The sequence below is a fragment of the Helicobacter pylori genome (assembly GCF_002832345.1).
GTDB lineage: Bacteria > Campylobacterota > Campylobacteria > Campylobacterales > Helicobacteraceae > Helicobacter > Helicobacter pylori_CP.
Genome location: NZ_PHLZ01000022.1, coordinates 11,855 through 34,488 on the forward strand (window position 1 = coordinate 11,855; position 22,634 = coordinate 34,488).

General features: G+C 40.1%; 20 protein-coding genes. 12 read left to right on the forward strand and 8 right to left on the reverse strand.

Going from position 1 to position 22,634, the window contains the following annotated elements; all coding sequences use genetic code 11:
- Window positions 1-8: 8 nt before the first annotated feature.
- From hopL to fic, 3 genes are read left to right on the forward strand one after another with little or no spacing between them, the layout of a single operon-like run.
- The gene (gene hopL / locus CXY28_RS06610) at window positions 9-3,686 is read left to right on the forward strand and encodes a Hop family outer membrane protein HopL (protein WP_100980109.1); all 3,678 of its coding nucleotides are present in this window, start codon (window positions 9-11) and stop codon (window positions 3,684-3,686) included.
- A gap of 13 nt (window positions 3,687-3,699) precedes the next feature.
- Window positions 3,700-4,473, forward strand: a complete 774-nt coding sequence (gene proC / locus CXY28_RS06615; RefSeq protein WP_100980111.1) for a pyrroline-5-carboxylate reductase — start codon at window positions 3,700-3,702, stop codon at window positions 4,471-4,473.
- A 27-nt stretch (window positions 4,474-4,500) separates the two neighbouring features.
- Window positions 4,501-5,028: a protein adenylyltransferase Fic gene (gene fic / locus CXY28_RS06620; protein WP_100980113.1), complete on the forward strand. Its 528-nt coding sequence runs from the start codon at window positions 4,501-4,503 to the stop codon at window positions 5,026-5,028.
- 241 nt (window positions 5,029-5,269) lie between these two features.
- Here fic and ybeY read toward each other — a convergent pair whose 3' ends face one another.
- From ybeY to CXY28_RS06635, 3 genes are all read right to left on the reverse strand, one after another.
- Window positions 5,270-5,692, reverse strand: a complete 423-nt coding sequence (gene ybeY, locus CXY28_RS06625; protein WP_000889567.1) for an rRNA maturation RNase YbeY — start codon at window positions 5,690-5,692, stop codon at window positions 5,270-5,272.
- Between the two features lie 53 nt (window positions 5,693-5,745).
- The gene (locus CXY28_RS06630; RefSeq protein WP_000516077.1) at window positions 5,746-6,240 is read right to left on the reverse strand and encodes a flavodoxin; all 495 of its coding nucleotides are present in this window, start codon (window positions 6,238-6,240) and stop codon (window positions 5,746-5,748) included.
- Window positions 6,241-6,331: 91 nt separating this feature from the next.
- The gene (locus CXY28_RS06635; RefSeq protein ID WP_001872882.1) at window positions 6,332-6,913 is read right to left on the reverse strand and encodes a DedA family protein; all 582 of its coding nucleotides are present in this window, start codon (window positions 6,911-6,913) and stop codon (window positions 6,332-6,334) included.
- Window positions 6,914-7,037: 124 nt separating this feature from the next.
- Here CXY28_RS06635 and ccoS point away from each other — a divergent pair, with 124 nt between their 5' ends.
- Both ccoS and CXY28_RS06645 read left to right on the forward strand, forming a co-directional pair.
- Window positions 7,038-7,229 carry a cbb3-type cytochrome oxidase assembly protein CcoS gene (gene ccoS / locus CXY28_RS06640; protein ID WP_001090943.1) on the forward strand — a complete coding sequence of 64 codons (192 nt, stop codon included), beginning with the start codon at window positions 7,038-7,040 and terminating at the stop codon, window positions 7,227-7,229.
- 25 nt (window positions 7,230-7,254) lie between these two features.
- Entirely contained in the window at window positions 7,255-8,229 is a 975-nt protein-coding gene (locus tag CXY28_RS06645) for an NAD(P)-binding domain-containing protein (RefSeq protein ID WP_100950400.1), read from the forward strand.
- A 6-nt stretch (window positions 8,230-8,235) separates the two neighbouring features.
- Here CXY28_RS06645 and CXY28_RS06650 read toward each other — a convergent pair whose 3' ends face one another.
- The gene (locus CXY28_RS06650; RefSeq protein ID WP_100980115.1) at window positions 8,236-9,396 is read right to left on the reverse strand and encodes an HP1165 family MFS efflux transporter; all 1,161 of its coding nucleotides are present in this window, start codon (window positions 9,394-9,396) and stop codon (window positions 8,236-8,238) included.
- Window positions 9,397-9,459: 63 nt separating this feature from the next.
- Here CXY28_RS06650 and pgi point away from each other — a divergent pair, with 63 nt between their 5' ends.
- Entirely contained in the window at window positions 9,460-11,097 is a 1,638-nt protein-coding gene (pgi, locus tag CXY28_RS06655; protein WP_000957625.1) for a glucose-6-phosphate isomerase, read from the forward strand.
- A gap of 307 nt (window positions 11,098-11,404) precedes the next feature.
- Window positions 11,405-12,820 carry an outer membrane beta-barrel protein HofH gene (gene hofH / locus CXY28_RS06660; protein ID WP_100980117.1) on the forward strand — a complete coding sequence of 472 codons (1,416 nt, stop codon included), beginning with the start codon at window positions 11,405-11,407 and terminating at the stop codon, window positions 12,818-12,820.
- A 381-nt stretch (window positions 12,821-13,201) separates the two neighbouring features.
- Here hofH and CXY28_RS06665 read toward each other — a convergent pair whose 3' ends face one another.
- Complete coding sequence (locus CXY28_RS06665; RefSeq protein ID WP_198542634.1) at window positions 13,202-15,295, reverse strand: carbon starvation CstA family protein; 2,094 nt, start codon at window positions 15,293-15,295, stop codon at window positions 13,202-13,204.
- A gap of 180 nt (window positions 15,296-15,475) precedes the next feature.
- Between CXY28_RS06665 and CXY28_RS06670 the strand changes: the two genes are divergently transcribed.
- The 5 genes from CXY28_RS06670 (at window position 15,476) to CXY28_RS06690 (ending at window position 19,102) form a co-directional block, all read left to right on the forward strand.
- On the forward strand, window positions 15,476-16,129 hold the full coding sequence (locus CXY28_RS06670) for an amino acid ABC transporter permease (RefSeq protein WP_100980121.1): 654 nt from the start codon (window positions 15,476-15,478) through the stop codon (window positions 16,127-16,129).
- 2 nt (window positions 16,130-16,131) lie between these two features.
- The gene (locus CXY28_RS06675) at window positions 16,132-16,803 is read left to right on the forward strand and encodes an amino acid ABC transporter permease (RefSeq protein ID WP_100980123.1); all 672 of its coding nucleotides are present in this window, start codon (window positions 16,132-16,134) and stop codon (window positions 16,801-16,803) included.
- Window position 16,804: 1 nt separating this feature from the next.
- Window positions 16,805-17,551 (forward strand): amino acid ABC transporter ATP-binding protein, encoded by a 747-nt coding sequence (locus tag CXY28_RS06680; protein WP_100972289.1) that lies wholly within the window; start codon window positions 16,805-16,807, stop codon window positions 17,549-17,551.
- A 48-nt stretch (window positions 17,552-17,599) separates the two neighbouring features.
- On the forward strand, window positions 17,600-18,433 hold the full coding sequence (locus tag CXY28_RS06685; RefSeq protein WP_100980125.1) for a transporter substrate-binding domain-containing protein: 834 nt from the start codon (window positions 17,600-17,602) through the stop codon (window positions 18,431-18,433).
- Window positions 18,434-18,550: 117 nt separating this feature from the next.
- Window positions 18,551-19,102 carry a hypothetical protein gene (locus CXY28_RS06690; protein ID WP_000120141.1) on the forward strand — a complete coding sequence of 184 codons (552 nt, stop codon included), beginning with the start codon at window positions 18,551-18,553 and terminating at the stop codon, window positions 19,100-19,102.
- A 272-nt stretch (window positions 19,103-19,374) separates the two neighbouring features.
- Here CXY28_RS06690 and CXY28_RS06695 read toward each other — a convergent pair whose 3' ends face one another.
- From CXY28_RS06695 to CXY28_RS06705, 3 genes are all read right to left on the reverse strand, one after another.
- Window positions 19,375-20,598 (reverse strand): sugar MFS transporter, encoded by a 1,224-nt coding sequence (locus CXY28_RS06695; RefSeq protein WP_057112641.1) that lies wholly within the window; start codon window positions 20,596-20,598, stop codon window positions 19,375-19,377.
- 128 nt (window positions 20,599-20,726) lie between these two features.
- The gene (locus CXY28_RS06700; protein WP_040156128.1) at window positions 20,727-22,034 is read right to left on the reverse strand and encodes an NCS2 family permease; all 1,308 of its coding nucleotides are present in this window, start codon (window positions 22,032-22,034) and stop codon (window positions 20,727-20,729) included.
- Between the two features lie 469 nt (window positions 22,035-22,503).
- Window positions 22,504-22,634, reverse strand: a 131-nt coding sequence (locus CXY28_RS06705) for an outer membrane beta-barrel protein (protein ID WP_120938328.1), incomplete at its 5' end; no start/stop codon positions are given.

Here is a 22,634-nt window from a genome sequence, read left to right on the forward strand (position 1 = left end):
GGAAAAATATGATAAAAAAAGCTAGAAAATTCATACCATTCTTTTTAATTGGCTCCCTCTTAGCTGAAGACAATGGCTGGTATATGTCTGTAGGCTATCAAATCGGTGGCACGCAACAATTCATCAATAACAAACAACTTTTAGAAAATCAAAATATCATCAACAGCGTAACCCAAAGCGCGATCAATATTGCAGGGCCTACTACCGGCCTTATCACTTTAAGCTCTCAAAGCGTCATTGACGCTTTAGGCTATGGCGTGAGTAACACGGTGGGCAACCAATTAGAAGGCATTTCTAATATCTTGAATCAAATTGGCAAAAGAAAAGACTTTTATTCTATCCGTCAAATCTCTAGCATTTCCCAGCAAATCATAGGGCTTAAAGGGAGTTCTGACCCTTTAAAAGCCCATTCTTCACAAATCACAGCCAAACTCCTTTCCAACACCCAAAGCGCGTTTAATAAAGGCATCGCGCTAAGCACTAGCATCATTAGCTCTATCAATAGCCTTAATCCCAGCAATAACACCAAAGAAGTCAAAGCCCAGCTCCAAAACACCGCGCAATCCATGGCAGAATTATTGCAACAAATTGAACACAGCATCACTAAAACCACTAGCACCACTTACGCGCAATCCTTACTCTCCAATCTAACCGATGCGGTGAATGCCTCTAGCAATAATACCGCTTATGTGAGCGCTCTTGTTAACGCTTTAAACACTTTAGGGGTAGGGGTTTTCCCCACCACAACCTCAACGCATGTGGTGTTAAACCCACCGGGACAAGTCGTATTCTATCCAACCAATTCCCTTTTAGGCTCCACTTCTTCAAACAGCAACAACCAACAACAATACAACAACACCCTTTTAATGAACACCTTACAAGGGGAATTAAGCGCTAATAATCAAAATAACCCCAATGGTTGCACTAATCAAATCCAGTGTTTAGAACAATTCATCCAAAATTTAGCCCCTTTAGCCACAACCCCCACTTCAAACAACCAAGCCAACCAGCAAGTCCAAGCCATCGCTCAAAAGCTTCAAAGCGTGGCTATCAATACTTTAGACAACAATGCGATCAACAACACCACCTATAATTTAAACAACTTGCACAACGCTTTGAATTTCCAAGCCTATGAAAGCACGATAGAACAATACAATAACGCTTTAAAACAAATTTCTTGGATCAGTTTTACTGAGCCTAAAAACTTGCTCAAAAACACTTCTAATAACTACCAAATCGGCACGGTAACCAACGCTCAAGGGCAAAATATCAGTGCCTATGATTGCGCAAGCGCTACCGGAAGCCTTTCTAGCAGTGCTTCTAGCGGGATTTCATGCTCAGCCACAAGCTCCACAAGTTCCACAAGCAGTTTTGACAATTCTTTAGTCGCTACCTCCAAAGTCCAAACCATAGGGGGCAAAGAGCAGATCGGCGTGAATTCTTTTAACCTTGTCTCTCAAGTGTGGAGCGTTTATAACTCTTTAAAAACTTCAGAAGAAAATTTGAAAAAAAACGCCAAGATCTTATGCACTAATGGATCGCCATCCGGGACAAGCTCATGCAATACCAGCTCTTCAGGGGGGTTGAGCATCAGCGGGAACGCCCAATTGCAAAATATTTTAAGCTCTACTAATGGGGCTACCACTACCACTCAAGCTAAAAGCAACGCTCCCAAAAAAGCGATGGTGGTGGTGAATAATGAAGAAGAAGCTAAAACGACTAATTTAGCCCAAAATAGTGGGACGGCCACACAATCCCCTAACAGCACGGTAATGGGAGCTTTAAACACCGTATTGCAAAATGTCAGCAATTTCCAACAAAGCATTCAAAACGCTTTTCAAAGCCAAGCAAATAATATCCAAGCTTGGGCGAATGCGATTTATAACACCAATGGGAGTCAGTCGCAAGATATGACTCCTAACAATAATCAAGTTTTACGCATCCAACTAAGAGCGAATTTTTACCAGCTCATCAACACCATTAACCAGCAAGTGCCTACAGACATGAACGCTTTAATTAATCAAAGCCAACAAACCCAACAAACAAGCGGGGCAACCAACAATAATAACGCATGCGCGAGCGGAACGAATGGGAGCGGTGGCAACTGGTGCTATCAGCAATGGTCCGATTCTAAGGCTTATTACAGCGGGTTGCAAAGCGCTTTAGGGTATCAAACACAAGCGACAACTCAAAGCGGGAACAGTGGTGGGAACAGCATCACCTACAATGTCCAACAAATCACGCTCACTAGCGGTGGGCTACTTAATAACATCATTTCATCTCTTAAGAGTTTTAGTAGTAGCGGAAATAATGGCGGAAATGGCACTAGTCAAATCAACACAGCCTACCAGATGCTCACAGACGCCAGTGATGGGAAGTTGGGGACTTATAGTAGTAGCGGAGGTAGTGGCAGTAATAACGGCTATACGCCATGCAATAGCGGGAACAATGGGACGAATTGTTATGAACCCAACAAACAACAAAACGCAACCACCGCAACCACCGCAACCACTAGCGAAAGCAGCTTGCAAAAAGTCTATAGCGACGCCCAAAAAATAGCCAACATTATCGCCAGCTCTGGGAATAATAAAGGCGTTGAAAACGGCTTAAAACAATTCTTTGAAGCGCTAAAAAGCAGTAATAATCTTAGCAACTTGTGCGGTAGTAGTAGCGGTGGTAATGGTAGCTCTACTTGCTCCGGTGAGCTTATCAACCTTTTAGGGGCAATCCCCACAAACGGGGTGAGCGATACGAACAATTTAATTAATTTGCTCACCGAATTCATTAAAACCGCCGGGTTTATCCAAAATAATGATAATAATAGCAGTAGTGCTAGTCTTACAAGCGCTTTTCAAGCCATTACGAGCGCTATTTCTCAAGGGTTTCAAGCCTTGCAAAACGATATTAGCCCTAACGCGATTTTAACCTTGCTCCAAGAAATCACTTCTAACACCACCACCATTCAGTCATTCTCGCAAACCTTACGGCAGCTTTTAGGGGATAAAACATTCTTTATGGTGCAACAAAAACTCATTGATGCGATGATTAACGCTAGAAATCAGGTTCAAAATGCGCAAAATCAAGCCAATAACTACGGCTCTCAACCCGTTTTAAGCCAGTATGCGGCCGCTAAAAGCACCCAACACGGCATGAGTAATGGCTTAGGGGTTGGCATAGGCTATAAATACTTCTTTGGTAAAGCGAGAAAATTAGGCCTTAGGCATTATTTTTTCTTTGATTACGGCTTTAGTGAAATAGGCCTAGCCAATCAAAGCGTGAAAGCGAATATCTTTGCTTATGGGGTAGGCACGGATTTTTTATGGAATTTATTCAGGAGGACTTACAACACTAAAGCGTTGAATTTCGGGCTATTTGCTGGGGTCCAATTAGGCGGTGCAACCTGGCTTAGCTCTTTAAGGCAACAAATCATTGACAATTGGGGGAGTGCTAATGACATCCATTCAACGAATTTTCAAGTGGCGCTGAATTTTGGGGTGCGCACCAACTTTGCGGAGTTTAAGCGTTTTGCCAAGAAATTCCACAATCAAGGGGTTATAAGCCAAAAGAGCGTGGAATTTGGGATCAAAGTGCCTCTCATCAATCAAGCGTATTTGAATAGCGCCGGGGCTGATGTGAGTTATAGGAGGCTTTATACTTTCTATATCAATTACATCATGGGGTTTTAAAAAAAGGTGCGTCATGGAAATCTTACAATTCATCGGCTATGGGAACATGGCTCAAGCGATTTTAGAAGGCGCTCATGAAATTTTATCCAAGCGTTTTATTTTAGAAATTACCGGGCGAAACCCTGAAAAAATCGCCCCCTTTTTACAAGAAAAAAACATTCAAGCTCAAATCGTGCCTTACAAAGACGCTATTGACATACACCAAAAATTCGTGTTTTTACTTTTTAAGCCTTACAACCTTAAGGATTTTAATTATCAAGGGCAAGCTAAAAGCGTTTTGAGCGCTTTAGCTGGCGTAAATTTTGAAGCTTTAAGCAATGCGATTAATTCTTTACATTACTTAAAATGCATGCCCAACATTGCAAGCAAGTTCGCCCTTTCTTCTACAGCGGTGTGCGAAAAATCACCCATGCCCTTAATAAGCCAAAAGGCTTTGAATATTATTGAGAGTTTTGGGAATTGCGTGCGAGTGGGCCATGAAGAGTTGGTGGATGCCAGCGTGGCGACAAACGGGAGCGCGCTTGCGTTTTTAAGCTTGGTAGCGAGCGGTTTGAAAGATGCCGGTATTAGGGAGGGCTTGAACGCTAGAGATTCTTTAGAATTGGTAAAGATGAGTTTCAAAGGCTTTGCCAAGCTGTTAGAAAAAGAACGCCCTGAAATGATTATAGAGCAAATTTGCACCCCTAAAGGCGCAACGATTGAAGGCTTGAGCGTTTTAGAAAAAAAGGGGGTTAGAGGAGCGTTTATGAAAGCATGCCATGAAAGCGTGAAAAAAATGCACCTCTAAAAATTGCACTCTTAAAAAAACAGCACGATGCATTTAGACAGACAGAGTTTAGAAAAAGCCAAGCATTTGATCCAAAGCGGTCTGATTGACACCATAGAAGTAGGCACGATCAAGGGCTTGCAAGAAATCCATCGGTTTTTGTTTGAAGGGCTGTATGAATTTGCCGGGAAAATCAGGGATAAAAATATTTCGAATTTCAGGTTCGCTAACTGCTTGTATTTGGATTTGATTTTACCCAGAATTGAGAGCATGCCGCAAAATAATTTCAATCAAATCATAGAAAAATATGTGGAAATGAATATCGCTCACCCTTTTTTGGAGGGTAATGGCAGAGCGACTAGAATATGGCTTGATTTGTTGCTTAAAAAGGAATTGAAAAAAATCGCGCTTTGGGATAGGATTGATAAAGCCGCTTATTTGAGCGCAATGGAAAGGAGTCCTGTGAATGATTTGGAAATCAAAACGCTTTTAAAAAAGCATTTGAGTTCTAATACCAACGATCCCTTAACTCTCATTAAAGGCATCACGCAATCGTATTATTATGAAGGGCTTTGAAAAAATACTAAAATCATTTTTTATAATCCAATACGAAAGAGTTTGACGCTAGTCAAGAGATAGTTTTTTATAATGCGATCTTAGGGGATTAGTGGGATTTAGTTGGGGGTTGTAGGAGGAAATGTTTTACCTCCTCCCCCCTTTACTATAAAATAAAATTTAAAATATAAGACAAAATAATTAAAGCCCCATTTTAAAAGAAATTAAAAGCTTTATTTGTCAGCATTAAAGCAATCTAAAACTAATCTTGCGTCCGTTCAATCAAACTCAAAGGCAAGTCAAACGCTTTAATGAGTTCGCTCTCTTTTTGGCGTTGTTCGCCCTTATCTTTTTCATGGTCATAGCCCAACAAGTGCAACACCCCATGAATGAATAAAAGAGCGATCTCATTTTCTAAGCTATGCCCTAATTTCAGGGCGTTAGTTTGAGCTAATGGCGCATTAATCACCACGCTCCCTAAAGGGGTGTGAGGGATCGCTTCTAAAGGGAAGCTCAAAACATCGGTAGCGTAATCGCAACCCCTTAAATCCCTGTTGATTTCTCGCATGGTTTCATCGCTCACCAAAACAAGCTCAATGATTTGAGTGGGGGCTAAAACATTTGCGATTTTTTCTAATAATAAAAAGTCCGATTCTAGCGGGGTTTGGTTGTCTATTTCTAGCATTAAAGGTATAAAAAGAAGTTTAGAAAAGCCCTAAAATTTAGGGCTTATAAAGATCAAGCGAAAGAACCTTTAACTTGTTCTACCCATTTTGAAATCCTCTCATCAGTGAGATCGTCTTGATTGTCTTCATCAATCACAAGACCCACGAATTTACCGCCTTCTACCGCTTTAGAAGCTTCAAAATGATAACCATCGGTTGAAGTTTGCCCTACCACTTTGCCGGCTTTAGCTTTTTCATAAATGTGGAAAATGCCTTCTGCGAAAGTTTCGCTGTAAGTGTCTTGATCGCCCAAGCCTACAAGCCCAATGGTTTTATTCGCAAAGTCGCTCGCTTCTAATGTGCCTAAAAAGTCTTCCCAATCTGTTTGCAAATCGCCCGCACCCGCTGTTGGAGCGACTAAAATAACCTTTGTAAAGCTATTGAATTGCTCTTTAGAAGCTTTAGCCACATCAACCACTTCCGCATTACCAATAGCCTTGCTGATTTTTTCAGCGATAGCTTCAGCGTTCCCGCTATCTGTCCCAAAAAAGATACCAATTTTTCCCATGTTCTCAATCCTTGTGTTTAAAGATATTAACGCACCCACTTCATGCGAATGCTTGTGGGCGTAGTCTAGCGCATTTAATTAAACATCTTGCTTAAAAACCCATTTTGCGCGAATATCGTTTCAACAAAAACCATATTAAAAGTGCTATAAGAACAAAACTTATGACAAAAAACGAAGTGTAATGAGAAAGCCTTTCATACAGCGTTTTCACCCAATCGCTCGCTTGAAAAGAAACGCTCCCCACGATTAACGCCCACAAAAAACTGGAAAAAACATTAAGCCATAAAAATCTTTTTAAAGGGTATTTGCTAAAACCAACCGCCAAAGGCACAACGCTCTTAATCCCATACAAATATTTATTGACAAAAATCATTAAAAAGGCGTAGCGTTTCACCCACAAACTCGCTAAAGCAAGCTTTCTTCTATGCTTTTGGAAATACTTTAAAAATTCTCTTTTTTGATAGCGGGCAAAGACTACAAGAGCCCCACTCCCTACCATATTCCCTAAAAAAGCGACAAGAATGGTTATTTTTATATCTAAAGCGTGCGTGGTAGCGCTCAAAATAGAAGCGATGACAATCCCCACATACCCGCCCCCTAAAGAATATAAAAACAAAATAAGATAACCCCACTCCTTAAAACCCTCTTGAAAACGCAACAACGCTTCTTGCATAAAAACCCTCTTTTGATTTCGTTTTTATTTTCATGTTATCCAAACTTATTCAACCTATTGGTGATTTAAACGCTATCTTTTAGTATAATGACGGCATTATCCTAATAACCTAAAAGATATAGAGATGAATACAGAAATTTTAACCATCATGTTAGTTGTCTCAGTGCTTATGGGATTAATAGGCTTAATAGCGTTTTTATGGGGGGTTAAAAGCGGTCAGTTTGACGATGAAAAACGCATGCTTGAAAGCGTGTTGTATGACAGCACGAGCGATTTGAACGAAGCGATTTTACAAGAAAAACGCCAAGAGAATTAAAAAGAATTAAAATAAAAGGATAGAAATGGACCAAGAAATTTTAGATGTGTTGATAGTGGGTGCAGGGCCTGGGGGCATTGCCACGGCCGTAGAATGCGAAATAGCCGGCGTTAAAAAAGTGCTTTTATGCGAAAAAACCGAAAGCCATTCAGGCATGTTGGAAAAGTTTTATAAAGCCGGTAAGAGGATTGATAAAGATTATAAAAAGCAAGTCGTAGAGCTTAAAGGGCATATCCCTTTTAAAGACAGCTTTAAAGAAGAAACTTTAGAGAATTTCACTAACCTTTTAAAAGAGCATCGCATCACGCCAAGTTATAAAACCGATATTGAGAGCGTGAAAAAAGAAGGCGAATTGTTCAAAATCACCACCACTTCTAACACAACCTATCATGCTAAATTTGTGGTGGTTGCGATCGGGAAAATGGGCCAACCCAACCGCCCTACTACTTACAAAATCCCTGTTGCACTCTCTAAACAAGTGGTTTTTAGCATCAATGATTGTAAGGAAAATGAAAAAACCCTTGTGATCGGCGGAGGCAACTCAGCGGTGGAATACGCTATTGCTTTGTGCAAAACCACCCCTACCACCCTCAATTACCGCAAAAAAGAATTCAGCCGCATCAATGAAGACAACGCTAAAAACTTGCAAGAAGTCCTAGACAACAACACGCTTAAAAGCAAGCTTGGAGTGGATATTGAAAGCCTAGAAGAAGATGGCACTCAAATTAAGGTTAATTTCACCGATAACACGAGCGAGAGTTTTGATCGCTTGCTGTATGCCATCGGCGGCTCTACCCCTTTAGAGTTTTTTAAACGCTGTTCTTTAGAATTAGATCCTAGCACGAATATCCCTGTAGTGAAGGAAAATTTAGAGAGCAACAATATCCCTAATTTATTCATCGTGGGCGATATTTTATTCAAATCAGGAGCAAGCATCGCTACCGCTTTAAACCATGGCTATGATGTTGCGCAAGAAATCGCTAAAAGGTTGCGATCTTAAAGCCGCTCACTCATCAAACGGCTTAACCTTATACAAAAAGAAAAAGAGCATGATAAGCGTTAGGGCAAAATGCATGGTGATGATAGTTGGGGGCGAGAAGTAACGCAGTTCCAAACTGCTGAGCGATAAGATTAGCACAGAGACCACGCGTACACAGCTTGATAAAAGCGATGAGAGCGATGAAATATTGTTTTTAGAAACGAATTTGGAGAATTGATACCCCAAGCAATAACTCATGTAAGTGAAAAACGCCACCATGAGCGCATACACCCCTATAAACAAATAAGGGATATTGCTAAGCAACAAGGGGCTAACGCTTAGTAACACCACAAGCGAACTCAAGGCGATTTTTTGGCTGTAATTTTTGGCTTTTAAAAAATGAATGAGGATGGAAATCACTTGAAAAGCAATATGGAACATAAAAAGGTATTGCTCTTTAACGCCTTGTTTTAGAAAATACGCTTGCCACATTTGAAAATGGCTCATAAAAAAGACGGGCGTAATCAAATGCCCCACTAATAAAATTTTAAGCTTGGGGTTATCTTTAAGCTCTTTAAGGCTGCCTTTGACTTGCTCTTTAAGGAGTTTCAAACTTTTTTGGCTTTTAAAATCCCCTTCTTTTTCTTTAAAATAAAAAATGATCGTTAGCATGCAAAGCACAATTAAAAAAATCCCCACGATATACAGCATCGCATGGACTTTGAGATACAAAAACGACCCCAAAGAACTCCCTATAATCATGCCTAAATAAGTAATTTGATTGTTTTTAGCTAAAAACTTGGATAAATCCTTTTTGTTTTCTTTAATGTCTGTGATGAGTGAAGCTTCAATCGTGCCGCTAGAGCATGCGCTATACAAACCATACAACCCCCACGCTAAAAGCATGAGAATAAAGCTATCAAAGAAAAGCACAAACGAAAAACTAGCGATTAAAAAGGCATTAGAAACTAGGAATAAATTTTTCCGGCTCATCAAATCCGCTAAAACACCGCTCGGGTATTCAGCCACCAGCACGCAAAAGCTAAAAAAGGTTTGCACGAGCAAGATTTCACTCAAACTAAGCCCTTTAGAAAGCAACAAGGGGGTTAAAATCGCATGGGGCAAGCTTTGAGCGATGATTAAGAGAAAATTCGCCCCGTAGTAAGCTAAAATGTTTTTTCTTAACATTTGAAAATTGTAATTAAAACTAGCTTATAATACAATGTTATATCTTTTCATTAAGGGGTATTGATGCTAACCCAATTAAAAACTTATCCAAAATTACTCAAACATTATGAAGAAATTAAAGAAGCGCACATGCGCGATTGGTTTTCTAAAGACAAAGAGCGAGCGAGTCGCTATTTCGTGCAATTGGAAAGCTTGAGTTTGGATTATTCCAAAAACCGCCTGAACGATACCACTTTAAAGCTTCTTTTTGAATTAGCGAATGACTGCTCTTTAAAAGAAAAGATTGAAGCGATGTTTAAGGGCGAAAAAATCAACACCACCGAAAAAAGGGCCGTTTTACACACCGCCTTAAGAAGCTTGAACGACACAGAAATTTTACTAGACAACATGGAAGTGTTAAAAAGTGTTCGGAGCGTTTTAAAACGCATGCGAGCCTTTAGCGATAGCGTGAGGAGCGGTAAAAGACTAGGCTATACCAATCAAGTGATCACCGATATTGTCAATATCGGCATTGGGGGGTCAGATTTGGGCGCTTTAATGGTTTGCACCGCTCTAAAACGCTACGGCCACCCGAGATTAAAAATGCATTTTGTGTCTAATGTGGATGGCACGCAGATTTTAGACGTTTTAGAAAAAATCAATCCGGCTAGCACGCTTTTTATCGTGGCTTCCAAGACTTTTTCCACTCAAGAAACCTTAACCAACGCTCTAACCGCTAGAAAATGGTTTGTAGAAAGAAGCGGCGATGAAAAGCATATCGCTAAGCACTTTGTAGCGGTATCCACCAATAAAGAAGCCGTGCAACAATTTGGCATTGACGAGCATAACATGTTTGAATTTTGGGATTTTGTAGGGGGGCGTTATAGTTTGTGGTCGGCTATTGGCTTATCCATTATGATCTATTTAGGGAAGAAAAATTTTAACGCTCTTTTGAAAGGGGCGTATTTGATGGATGAGCATTTTAGAAACGCCCCTTTTGAAAGCAATTTACCCGTTTTAATGGGGCTGATTGGCGTGTGGTATATCAATTTTTTCCAATCCAAAAGCCATTTAATCGCTCCTTATGATCAGTATTTAAGGCATTTCCCTAAATTCATCCAGCAATTGGATATGGAAAGCAATGGCAAACGCATCAGCAAAAAAGGCGAAACCATCCCCTATGACACATGCCCTGTTGTTTGGGGCGATATGGGTATTAACGCTCAGCACGCCTTTTTCCAGCTCTTGCACCAAGGCACGCATTTAATCCCCATTGATTTTATTGCCTCTTTAGATAAAAAGCCTAACGCTAAAGGTCATCACGAGATTTTATTCAGCAATGTTTTAGCGCAAGCGCAAGCCTTCATGAAAGGCAAGAGTTATGAAGAAGCGCTTGGGGAATTGCTCTTTAAAGGCTTGGACAAAGATGAAGCCAAAGATTTAGCCCACCACAGGGTGTTTTTTGGCAACCGCCCCTCTAATATCCTTTTATTAGAAAAGATTTCACCAAGCAATATTGGGGCATTGGTAGCTCTTTATGAGCATAAGGTCTTTGTGCAAGGGGTCATTTGGGATATTAACAGCTTTGATCAGTGGGGCGTGGAGCTTGGGAAAGAATTAGCCGTGCCGATTTTACAAGAATTAGAAGGGCATAAAAGCAACGCTTATTTTGACAGCTCCACTAAGCATTTGATAGAATTGTATAAGAATTACAACCAATAGACTTTGTTTTATGACCAGATAAAACCTAAAAAACGATAAAACAAAGCTTAACCCCCATTTTCAAGCGTTCCATTCAAAATAATCCGTTAATCATAACGGATTTTAGCACCATATATTAGCCATTTGAATTTAAAGAGAGTAAATTTTCCACAAATTAATCGTTTTTAGCTTTTAAAAGCTTGACTTTCTCATCATACGCATTATTTTACATATTATAATTATTTCAAAGCTAAGAATAATAAAAATCAAAGAATAGATTTATCTTTAAAAGTATTTGCATTTATCAATCTCATTTTAGGAGGCATGCATGAAAAAGGCAAGTCAGGTTTTATTCTTTGGGGCATTTTTAAGCTCTTCTTTGCAAGGTTTTGAAGCTAAGCTCAACGGCTTTGTGGATCAATCCAGCACTATCGGTTTTAACCAGCATAAAATCAATAAAGAAAGAGGCATCTACCCTATGCAGCAATTCGCAACGATTGCGGGCTATTTAGGGCTTGGTTTTAGCCTGTTACCCAAAAAGGTTTCAGACCATGTTCTAAAAGGCAAAATAGGGGGCATGGTGGGATCTATTTTTTATGACGGCACGAAGAAGTTTGAAGACGGATCTGTGGCTTACAACCTCTTTGGTTATTACGATGGGTTTATGGGGGGTTATACAAACATCTTACAGACCGATAGCCTTGAAACACAGAACATGAAACACAATAAAAATGTCCGCAATTATGTCTTTAGCGACGCATATTTAGAATACGCTTATAAGAATTATTTTGAAATAAAAGCCGGACGCTATCTCTCCACTATGCCTTATAAAAGCGGTCAAACGCAAGGCTTTCAAGTTTCTGGGCAATACAAGAAAGCGCGCTTGACTTGGTTTAGCTCTTTTGGGAGGGCGTTCGCTTACGGTTCGTTTTTAATGGATTGGTTTGCCGCACGGACCACTTATAGCGGAGGCTTTACCAAAAACGATAAGGGAGGTTATGATAGCCATGGGCGAAAGGTGCTTTATGGCACGCATGCGGTGCAACTCACCTATAAACCTCATCGTTTCCTCATAGAAGGCTTTTATTACCTTTCGCCTCAAATCTTTAACGCTCCAGGCATTAAGATTGGTTGGGACTCTAACCCTAATTTTAGCGGCACGGGCTTTCGCTCTGATACAGCTGTCATAGGGTTTTTCCCCATTTACTACCCTTGGATGATCGTTAAATCCAATGGGAGTCCGGTCTATAAATACGACACGCCTGCCACTCAAAACGGGCAAAACCTCATTATCCGCCAACGCTTTGACATCAACAATTACAATGTTTCAATCGCCTTTTATAAAGTCTTTCAAAACGCTAATGGTTGGATAGGCAACATGGGGAATCCAAGCGGTGTGATCATGGGGAGTAACAGCGTCTATGCGGGTTTTACAGGCACAGCCCTTAAAAGAGACGCCGCTACCATTTTCCTTTCTTGTGGCGGCACTCATTTTGCCAAAAAATTCACATGGAAATTCGCCACACAATATTCCAATTCAGTGGTTTCTTGGGAAGCGAGAGCGATGATCTCTTTAGGCTATAAATTCACTGAATATTTGAGCGGTAGCGTGGATCTTGCATATTATGGCGTGTATACTAACAAAGGCTTTAAACCGGGTGAAAACGGGCCTGTGCCTAAAGACTTCCCCGCCCTTTATTCTGACAGGAGCGCGTTATACACGGCCCTAGTAGCGTCATTTTGATGCTACCCTATGATTATGGTAGGCGTCTTTTTAGATGCTACCCTATGATTATAGTAGGCGTCTTTTTGATGCTATGATCACAAAATATAGTAGGCATCATTTTGATGCTATCTCCCATGATAGGATAAGCGTTTTTTAACGCTGTTCCTCTAATCTCTATATATCAAATTTCTTTTCAAGCAAAAGCCCTTTGTTAATCATACCCATTAAGCAAAATATCCATTATCTTCATCATCTTCAAAATTGAGCTTTTAAAAAGCAAACGATAGTTTTTTAAAAACCCAAGCAGAAATCCCAAACGTCTTTAGTGTTTGCACGCTTCACGAACAGGGTCAAACTTTTTTTATGGATTTAAAGGGGGGCTAAAAACCCCTTTTTTATTCAAGCGGCTTTGATATAGGGCGTTTCAGCCAGCGGCGGATAAATTTGATTTTTAAAATAAGCGTTTGAGCAAATCCTAACGCTCACAATCAGCACTAAAAGCGCTACAAGCATGAAAAACACGCACAAAATCGCATCAATAGCGTGGTTAAAAAAGGATTTTTGGAGCGTTTTGAGCGCTTTTTCATCGGTAGTGAGTGCGATTTTTTCTTTAATGATTTGCATTTGCGCCACATGCGAAACGTTATTCAGCACGCTGTCATTACTCTTTGGCATTACTTTTAAAATACCGCTATAAAAAGTGATGCTCAAAATCAAAACTGCCGGCAAGGCGCTTATCATCGCCCCCTTAAAACGCCCCATTTTAAACAACACCACCGTAACCAACAACAACGCCATACCCGCTAACATCTGATTGCTCACGCCAAATAAAGGCCATAGCGTATAAATCCCCCCTTTAGGATCAATCGTGCCTTGATACAAGAAATACCCCCACCCTGCCACGCACAAAAGAGTGGCAAAAATCCCAGCCTTATAAGAGCTAAGATTACCCAAAGGCTTATAAACATTACCAAGCAAATCTTGGATCATGAAACGAGCGGTTCGTGTGCCAGCATCCACAGCGGTTAAAATGAACAAAGCTTCAAACAAGATCGCAAAATGATACCAAAACGCCATCACGCTTGGATCCCCTAAAATGTGATACACAATCATCGCTAAACCAATCGCAAAAGTGGGCGCCCCACCGGTGCGGCTCAAAATGGAGCTTTCGCCGATGTTTTTAGTCATCTCACTGATTTCTTCAGCGCTGATACTAAACCCCCATGAGCTAATCACCGAAGCCGCATCAGCTATATCTTTACCGATGCTCACTTCTGGCGAATTGATAGCGAAATAAAGCCCTGGGTGCAAGATCCCTGCGCACACCAACGCCATAAGAGCCACAACGCTCTCCATCACCATAGAGCCATAGCCCACTAGCCTTGCGTCGCTTTCTTTAGCGAGCATTTTAGGGGTCGTGCCTGAAGAAATTAAAGCATGAAAGCCGCTAATCGTCCCGCAAGCCACCGTGATAAACAAGAAAGGGAACACGCTTCCTGCAAACACAGGCCCACTGCCATCTACAAAGGGCGTGATTTTAGGGATTTGTAAGGGCGGAGCGACAAAAACAATAGCCACAACCAACACCCCTATAACGCCAATTTTTAAAAAAGTGCTTAAATAATCTCGTGGAGCGAGTAAAAACCATACCGGTAAAATAGAAGCCACAAACCCATAGCCCATGATCATCCACGCTAAAGAACTGGCATCAAAGGTGAAGATTGACGCTAATTTAGGATCTAAAGAAACGTATTTACCCGCATAAATCGCTATAATCAACAGGATAAAGCCGATAACAGAAACTTCCAAAATCTTATGCGGCCTAAAAAACCGCATGTAAAGCCCCATAAGAATCGCAATGGGAATGGTCATAGCGATCGTAAAAAAGCCCCAAGGCGAATGCGCTAAGGCCTTCACCACCACCATCGCTAAAATCGCAATGATAATGAGCATGATCCCTAAAATCCCTAAACTAGCGATCATGCCTACAAATTGACCCATTTCAAGCTTGATCATTTCGCCTAAAGACTTGCCATCGCGCCTAATGGAAGCAAAAAGCACCACAAAATCATGCACGCAACCCCCTAAAACCGAGCCTATCAAAATCCATAAGATAGAGGGCAAGTAACCCATTTGAGCGGCCAGTATCGGGCCTACTAAAGGGCCAGCCCCAGCAATAGCGGCGAAATGATGCCCAAAGGTGATGGCTTTATCGGTTGGCACAAAATCCTTGCCGTCATTCCTTACGCATGCGGGCGTGGCTCTGTTATCGTCTAGCTTTAACACCTTATAAGCGATAAAATGGCTATAAAAACGATAGCCTATGCTATAAATACAAGCGCTCGCTACTACAAGCCATAACGTGTTAATGCTCTCACCCTTGTGTAAGGCTAACACCCCTAAACAGATCGCCCCTAAAATAGCTACAAAGACCCAAGCCAAAGAAACTAAACTTTTTTGCATGTCCTCTCCATTTAATGATTGTTTAATCATTGTTGTTAATTTCAGCCAGTTTTTTATTATAATCCAAATTTTCTTTGAATAAGGACTGAATGGCTCATAAACTTCCCATAATAAAGGCTTGGGTTTTCCAAACTTCTAACAATTGGGGTGAATAAGAGCTGTTTTTAAACATGATGCTTTAAAGCGTCATTAATTTTAAGGTATAGCGTTATGGCATTAGATTGGGATTTTATGTTTCACTCCATCCCTATGTTTCTTAAGGGGTTAGAACTCACGCTTTATATTTCTTTTTTTGGGATTTTACTCTCTCTTTTGGTGGGGTTTTTGTGCGCGATCATTTTGTATTTTAAAACGCGCTTTATCTCTCTTGTTGTCTATATCTATGGCGAAATCGCTAGGAACACGCCCCTACTCATCCAGCTTTTCTTTTTGTATTACGGGTTGAATGAAATCGGTTTGAGCGCTTTAGAGTGCGCGATTTTAGCGTTAGGGTTTTTGGGTGGAGGGTATATGAGTCAAAGTTTTTTGCTTGGATTTAAGAGCTTGGCTTCCATTCAAAGAGAAAGCGCTTTGAGTTTGGGGTTTGGCCCTTTGAAAATGATGTATTATATTATTCTGCCTCAAAGCTTAAGCGTTTCTATGCCTTCCATAGGGGCGAATGTGATTTTTTTACTCAAAGAAACTTCTGTGGTGGGCGCGATAGCCCTAACCGATATTATGTTTGTGGCGAAAGATTTTATTGGCATTTATTATAAAACGACTGAAAGCCTTTTGATGTTAAGCACCGCTTATTTGATCGCTTTGCTCCCTTTAAGCGTTTTGTTTGTGTTTTTAGAGCGTTTCTTTAAAAAGAAAGTGGCTTAAAAATGGGAATTTTACTAGAATTAGACAATCTTAAGCGTTTGTTAGAAGGGTTTGAAACCACTCTTTTGATCGCTCTTAGCTCTGCGGTTGTTTCAATCATTGTTGGAATGCTTTTGGGGAGCTTAATGGCGTTTGGTTCTAAAATAGTGGTTTTGGCGTGTCGTGTGTATTTAGAAAGCATTCGCATTATCCCACTTTTAGCATGGCTTTTTATTGTGTATTTCGGGTTAGCGAGCTGGTTTGATTTGCATATTAGTGCTGTTTTGGCGAGCGTTATTGTTTTTAGCTTGTGGGGTGGCGCTGAAATGATGGATTTAACTAGAGGGGTTTTAACTTCCGTGAGCAAACACCAAATAGAAAGCGCTCTGGCTTTAGGCATGGATTCAAAAAAGGTGATTTTTAACGTTATTTTCCCCCAAAGCTTTTTGTCTTTATTGCCCTCAAGCCTTAATTTATTCACGCGCATGATTAAAACCACGGCTTTAGTCTCTCTCATTGGAGCGATTGATTTGTTGAAAGTGGGCCAGCAAATCATAGAGATTAATCTCTTACGCATGCCCAATGCGAGCTTTGTGGTTTATGGCGTTATCTTAATATTTTATTTTAGTTTATGCTATAGTTTGAGCCTGTATAGTTCCTATTTAGAAAAAAAATTCCAACACATTAGAGGGTAAAATGAGCGTGATTTTAGAAACCAAAGGGTTAAAAAAAACCTATCAAAACCATTTGGTTTTAGACGGCATCAATTTCACTTTAAATAAGGGTGAAGTGGCAGTGATTTTAGGGCCTAGCGGGTGCGGGAAAAGCACTTTTTTAAAATGCCTAAACGGGCTTGAAAAGATTGATGGAGGTGAAATCCTTTTTGAAAACACTAACCTTAATACGCCAACCACTAACTGGAATCAAATGCGCCAAAAAATAGGCATGGTGTTTCAAAATTATGAATTGTTCCCGCATTTAAACGTGCTGGATAATATCTTACTCGCTCCTATAAAAGTGCAAAAACGATCCAAAGATGAGGTTATTTCTCAAGCCATAGAGCTTTTAAAGCGAGTGGGTTTGGAGCATAAACAACAAGCTTACCCTAAAGAATTGAGCGGCGGGCAAAAACAGCGGGTAGCGATCGTGCGTTCTTTGTGCATGCGGCCAAAAATCATGCTTTTTGATGAAGTAACCGCCTCTTTAGACCCTGAAATGGTTAAAGAAGTTTTAGAAGTGATTTTAGAATTAGCCACAACGGGCATGAGCATGGTGATCGTAACGCATGAAATGAAATTCGCGCAAAAAATCGCTCATAAAATCGTGTTTTTTGATAGCGGTAAGATCGCTGAAGAAAACAGCGCTAAAGAATTTTTTAACCACCCTAAATCTCAAAGAGCGCAAAAATTTTTAGAAACTTTTCATTTTTTAGGGAGCTGTTAAATAAAGTTTGCTAAAAAGATGATTTCAATTCCAAAAAGAGGTGTTTTTATGAAAACAAACGGGCTTTTTAAGGTATGGGGGCTGTTTTTAGTGTTAATCGCTTTAGTCTTTAGCGCATGTTCTGACAGCCATAAAGAAAAAAAGGACGCTTTAGAAGTCATTAAACAAAGAGGGGTTTTAAAAGTGGGGGTTTTTAGCGACAAGCCTCCTTTTGGCTCTGTGGATTCTAAAGGGAAATATCAAGGCTATGATGTAGTCATTGCTAAACGCATGGCCCTTGATTTATTGGGCGATGAAAATAAGATTGAGTTTATTCCTGTAGAAGCTTCAGCTAGGGTGGAATTTTTAAAAGCCAATAAAGTGGATATTATCATGGCTAATTTCACGCGCACTAAAGAAAGAGAAAAAGTCGTGGATTTCGCTAAGCCGTATATGAAAGTCGCTTTGGGGGTGATTTCTAAAGATGGGGTCATTAAAAATATAGAAGAGTTGAAAGATAAAGAGTTGATTGTGAATAAAGGCACGACAGCGGATTTTTATTTCACTAAAAATTACCCCAATATCAAACTTTTGAAATTTGAGCAAAACACAGAGACTTTTTTAGCCCTTTTAAACAATAAGGCTACCGCTCTAGCCCATGACAACACTTTGTTGCTCGCTTGGGCGAAACAACACCCTGAATTTAAATTAGGCATTACAAGCCTTGGCGATAAGGATGTGATCGCTCCAGCGATTAAAAAGGGCAACCCTAAGCTTTTAGAATGGTTGAACAACGAAATTGATTCCCTCATTTCTAGCGACTTTTTAAAAGAAGCTTACAAGGAAACTTTAGAGCCTGTTTATGGCGATGAAATCAAACCGGAAGAAATTATTTTTGAATGATTTCTTTAGGCTTTGCTTGACAGAGCGTGTTTTTGTTGCTAAATTAGCGGTTTTGTGATCTTTTTGTTTTTCATTTTGGGATATATTTGTTTGATTTTACATTGAAAGGATTTGTTGATGAGTTATTTTTATAAGCGTTGTTTGAAATTTTCATTAATTGGGTTGCTAGGGCTTTTGAGCGTTCAGCTTGATGCTAGGAGTTTTGTTGATGGGGATTTAGACATTCAAAAATTCAGTTATGAAGATTCTCTGCTTAAAAAGGGAGACCCTAATGGCGTGCATAAGGTTCAGGTGCGAGATTATAAGGGCAAAATGCAAGAAGCTGAGATCCACTCAGAAATACGCATCGCGGTTAAACCGGGGGTTAAAAAAGAAGTTAAAAAAGGCAAGATTTATAGCGCTCAAATCAATGATGGCATGTGCTATGCTTTTAGAATGCTCCAAACCGGCGATAATACCACAGGCCTTGATTCTAAAGAGTTCCCCAAGCAAAGTCGTGAAAAAAAGGGTCGAGTGATCACTTTAATCGGTAAAGATGAAGTGCCTTATCTTATTTTAGAGACGGATTGCCAAGTGGGTGATATTGCAAAGATCTCTTTGGTGGGTAATTTTGATGGTACTGGGTTTCTTACGGAATATAAATTCAAAGACGCTAAACCCATTTACTAGTCTTTATTCTTTGCTTCATTCTTAAAATCTCTTAATCTTTTGTGGTTAGGGGATTTTTTTATTCATTGGCAGTGTTTTTGATCGCATCTTAAAAATTTTAAAAACCCTGTTTGTGTTTTTGTCTCAAGTTGTTAAAAAAGCTCTGTCCTCATCAAATACTGACAAATAAAACCTTTTATAGAGTGCTTGCTTGATTAAAGTCAAGTTCTTTATTACTGATTTTTAAAACAAGCTAAAAGAAAGAAAATAAAAGAGAAACCCCCCCCCTTTTTTTAGGAGTTTTCTTCTTGCTTATACCCTTTAAGCGCAAAGAAGAGGATATAAAAATAGCACAATAACGGCACACCATAAGCGTAGAGCAAATTTGATTCGGTTGCTGTTAGCATGTCTGTAACCGCACCTTGAATGGGGGGGATTAACGCCCCTCCCACAATCGCCATGCTAATCACTCCAGAAGCCTTAGAAGTGAGATGCCCTAAATTGAGCGTAGCCAAAGAAAAGATTGTGGGGAACATGATAGAGTTGAAAAAGCCCACAAAAGTCAGAGCGAATAAAGCGATCTTGCCTCCAATGAGAATAGCCAAAGCGATAAGCACGATAGAGCTTAAGGCGTTGAAAGCCAAGTATTTATTAGGGGCAATTTTATTCATCAACACACTGCCTAAGAAACGGCCCACCATCGCACCTCCCCAATAATACACCAAGTAATGCGCGCTTGATTGAGGGTCTAAATTCAAAAGCTTTTCAAAGCTTAGCACCAAGAATGAGCCAATCGCCACTTCTCCCCCCACATAAAAAAAGATCCCCAAAGCCCCAAAAACAAAGTGTTTGTGCGAAAACAGGCTTTTTTGCGTCGTTTCTTTAGGCATTTCTTTTTCCACATCAGGCAATTTCAAAAGATACATGATGAGCGCTAAAAGAAGCGAAAACGCCGCCAAGCCCAAATAAGGCATTTGAACGCTTTTAGCGTCCGCTAATTTATCTATCAAACTTGCATTATCGCCCATTTTAGTCGTGCTAAAAATCAACAAGCTCCCAAAAATAGGCCCTAAAGTTGTGCCAAGCGAATTGAACGCCTGAACTAAAACCAAATTTCTGGCTTCTTTACCTTTAGAAAGCAAGGTTACAAAGGGATTACCAGCGGTTTGCAAGCACACAATCCCGCTCGCTAAAATAAACAACGCTCCTAAAAAAAACCCATAGGAACCAAAATGCGCCGCTGGATAAAACAACGCACACCCGCTCGCTGTGATCACAAAACCAAGCACCACTCCAAAAGGGTAGCCGATTTTACTGATCACATTCCCAAAAACTCCTCCCATGATGAAATACGCCCCAAAAAAGCAAAATTGAATGAGCGAAGCTTCAAAATAGGTCAAGTCAAAAATGGGCTTTAAGTGTGGGATTAAAATGTCGTTTAAAACCGTGATAAAACCCATTAGAAAGAATAGCGCTGTCAAACTCCCCAGCGCCAGAGTGTTAGAAGTTTTTTGCATACCTTCTCCTTTTTTATTGAGTTGATATAATAATAATGATATTACAATTATTTTAAGATAATAATCTGTCTAAATAAAGAAAAAGAGGCATGAAATGGGTAAAAAATGCAAAGCCCCTTAAAAAGAGCTTAACGAAAGATAAATACAGAAACAGAAATGATGCAGAGAATGATGATGCCTGAATTGAGCGCTTTGAAGTCTTTTTGAACTAATTTGATGATACTATAAGACAAAAAGCCAAAGGCTAAGCCATCGGCAATGGAGAAAGTTAAGGGCATCATCACCACGGTTAAAAAAGTGGAAACGCTAATGGCCATGTCTTTAAAATTCACCCCCTCTAACACGCTAAACATCAAAACCCCTACTACCACCAGCACCGGATAAATCGCATTGCTAGGAATAGCTTTTAAAAGAGGCAAGCAAAAGAGCGTTAAAACAAAAAATAATCCGGTAAAAACCGCTGTAAGCCCTGTGCGGCCCCCCTCTTCAACCCCACTCGCACTCTCTATAAAAGCTGTCGTGGTAGAAACGCCCACCACCGCGCTCCCTAAAGAAGCCACCGCATCCGCTTCCAAAGTCTTTTCCAATTCCTTATTTTTTTCTTCATCATTGAAAAAATCAGTCTTGTGGCCAATCCCTGCAAGCGTGCCTAAAGAATCAAACAAATCGGTTACAAAAAAAGTGATAATAACTGGCACTAACGCTAAAGTGAAAGCCCCACTCGCATCAAAAAAAATGCCCTTAAAGTCTAATTGAAAGGCGATAGGGCTAATGCTAGCGGGCATGGAAAAAAATTCGCTAGGGTAAGGGGCTAGCTTTAAAACCCATGCGAGAATGGAAGTGATTAAGACCGCTATAATGAAAGAACCCCTGATTTTGAGCGTGTAGAGCGCGAAAGTTAGAATGATCCCCACAACCCCCAATAACACATGCGGATCGCCAAAATCGCCTAAGGTTACAAGCGTAGCCTTATGGGTAACGACAATATGCATTTCTTTAAGACCAATAAACGCGATAAAAGCCCCTATCCCCGCACTCACCGCACGCCTTAAATCGCTAGGAATGCTTCGCATGACCCAACTTCTAAATTTAGTGAAAGACAAAATCACAAAAATCGCTCCCGAGAGCGCTACGATGCCTAAAGCACTCTGCCAAGGGAGTTTTAGCCCTTGAACCAATCCAAAGCTAAAATAAGCTGACAACCCTAAGCCCACGCTCATAGCGATGGGAGTGTTTGCCCATAACCCGTTAAACACGCTCGATAAGATAGTGATAATGGCAGTCGCACTCAAAAGGGCTTCATAAGGCATGTTGGCTTGAGAAAGGATAAGAGCGTTTAAGGGCACGATGTAAATCATGGTGATAAAGGTCGTTAAACCCGCTCTAAACTCGGTGGCAATGTTCGTGTTGTGTTCTTTAAGCTTGAAAAACCCCATGTTAGATAACTCCTTACTATTTGGTATAGATTAATTTAATAAGGGGCTTTGGGGTTATGCTACCACTATTTTATTTTAAATTGCCTTAAGACGCTTGATTGTGTTGTTTCAATCAAAAGAAGTGAGTAAAAAACCCTTTTTTTTTAAAACCTCCGCTAAAAAATAATCGTTTTTAATAAAAATCGCAAAAAAGCTCATCTTGTAAGGTAATTTCACTCTTTAGTGGTTTTTGAGAGCGTTTTTTAAATTTGAAAAGATTGTTGCAAAATAACCCCCATAAGAGCGATTATGGGGATAAATTCTAAAAAGGAGTTTGCCATGGAAAACTAAAAACGAAAAATAAAAATGGCGAAAACATTATACCTTAAAATTTCTTTTTTAGGGTTTAATGATTGTTTTTTTTTGAAACTTTTTAGCTTTAGAGATTTTTTAGAAGTTTAACCCCCCCTTTTTTTAAAAAAGAGAGCTTTTAATAAGCAAACACATAATTGAGATACACGCTATAAAGCCTTCTATATTCTAGTTTGGTGTCTAGAAAAGAATAGTAATTCGTGTTAATGGTAGGGATTTTCACGCCCAATTCCATGCCATGTTGAGCCG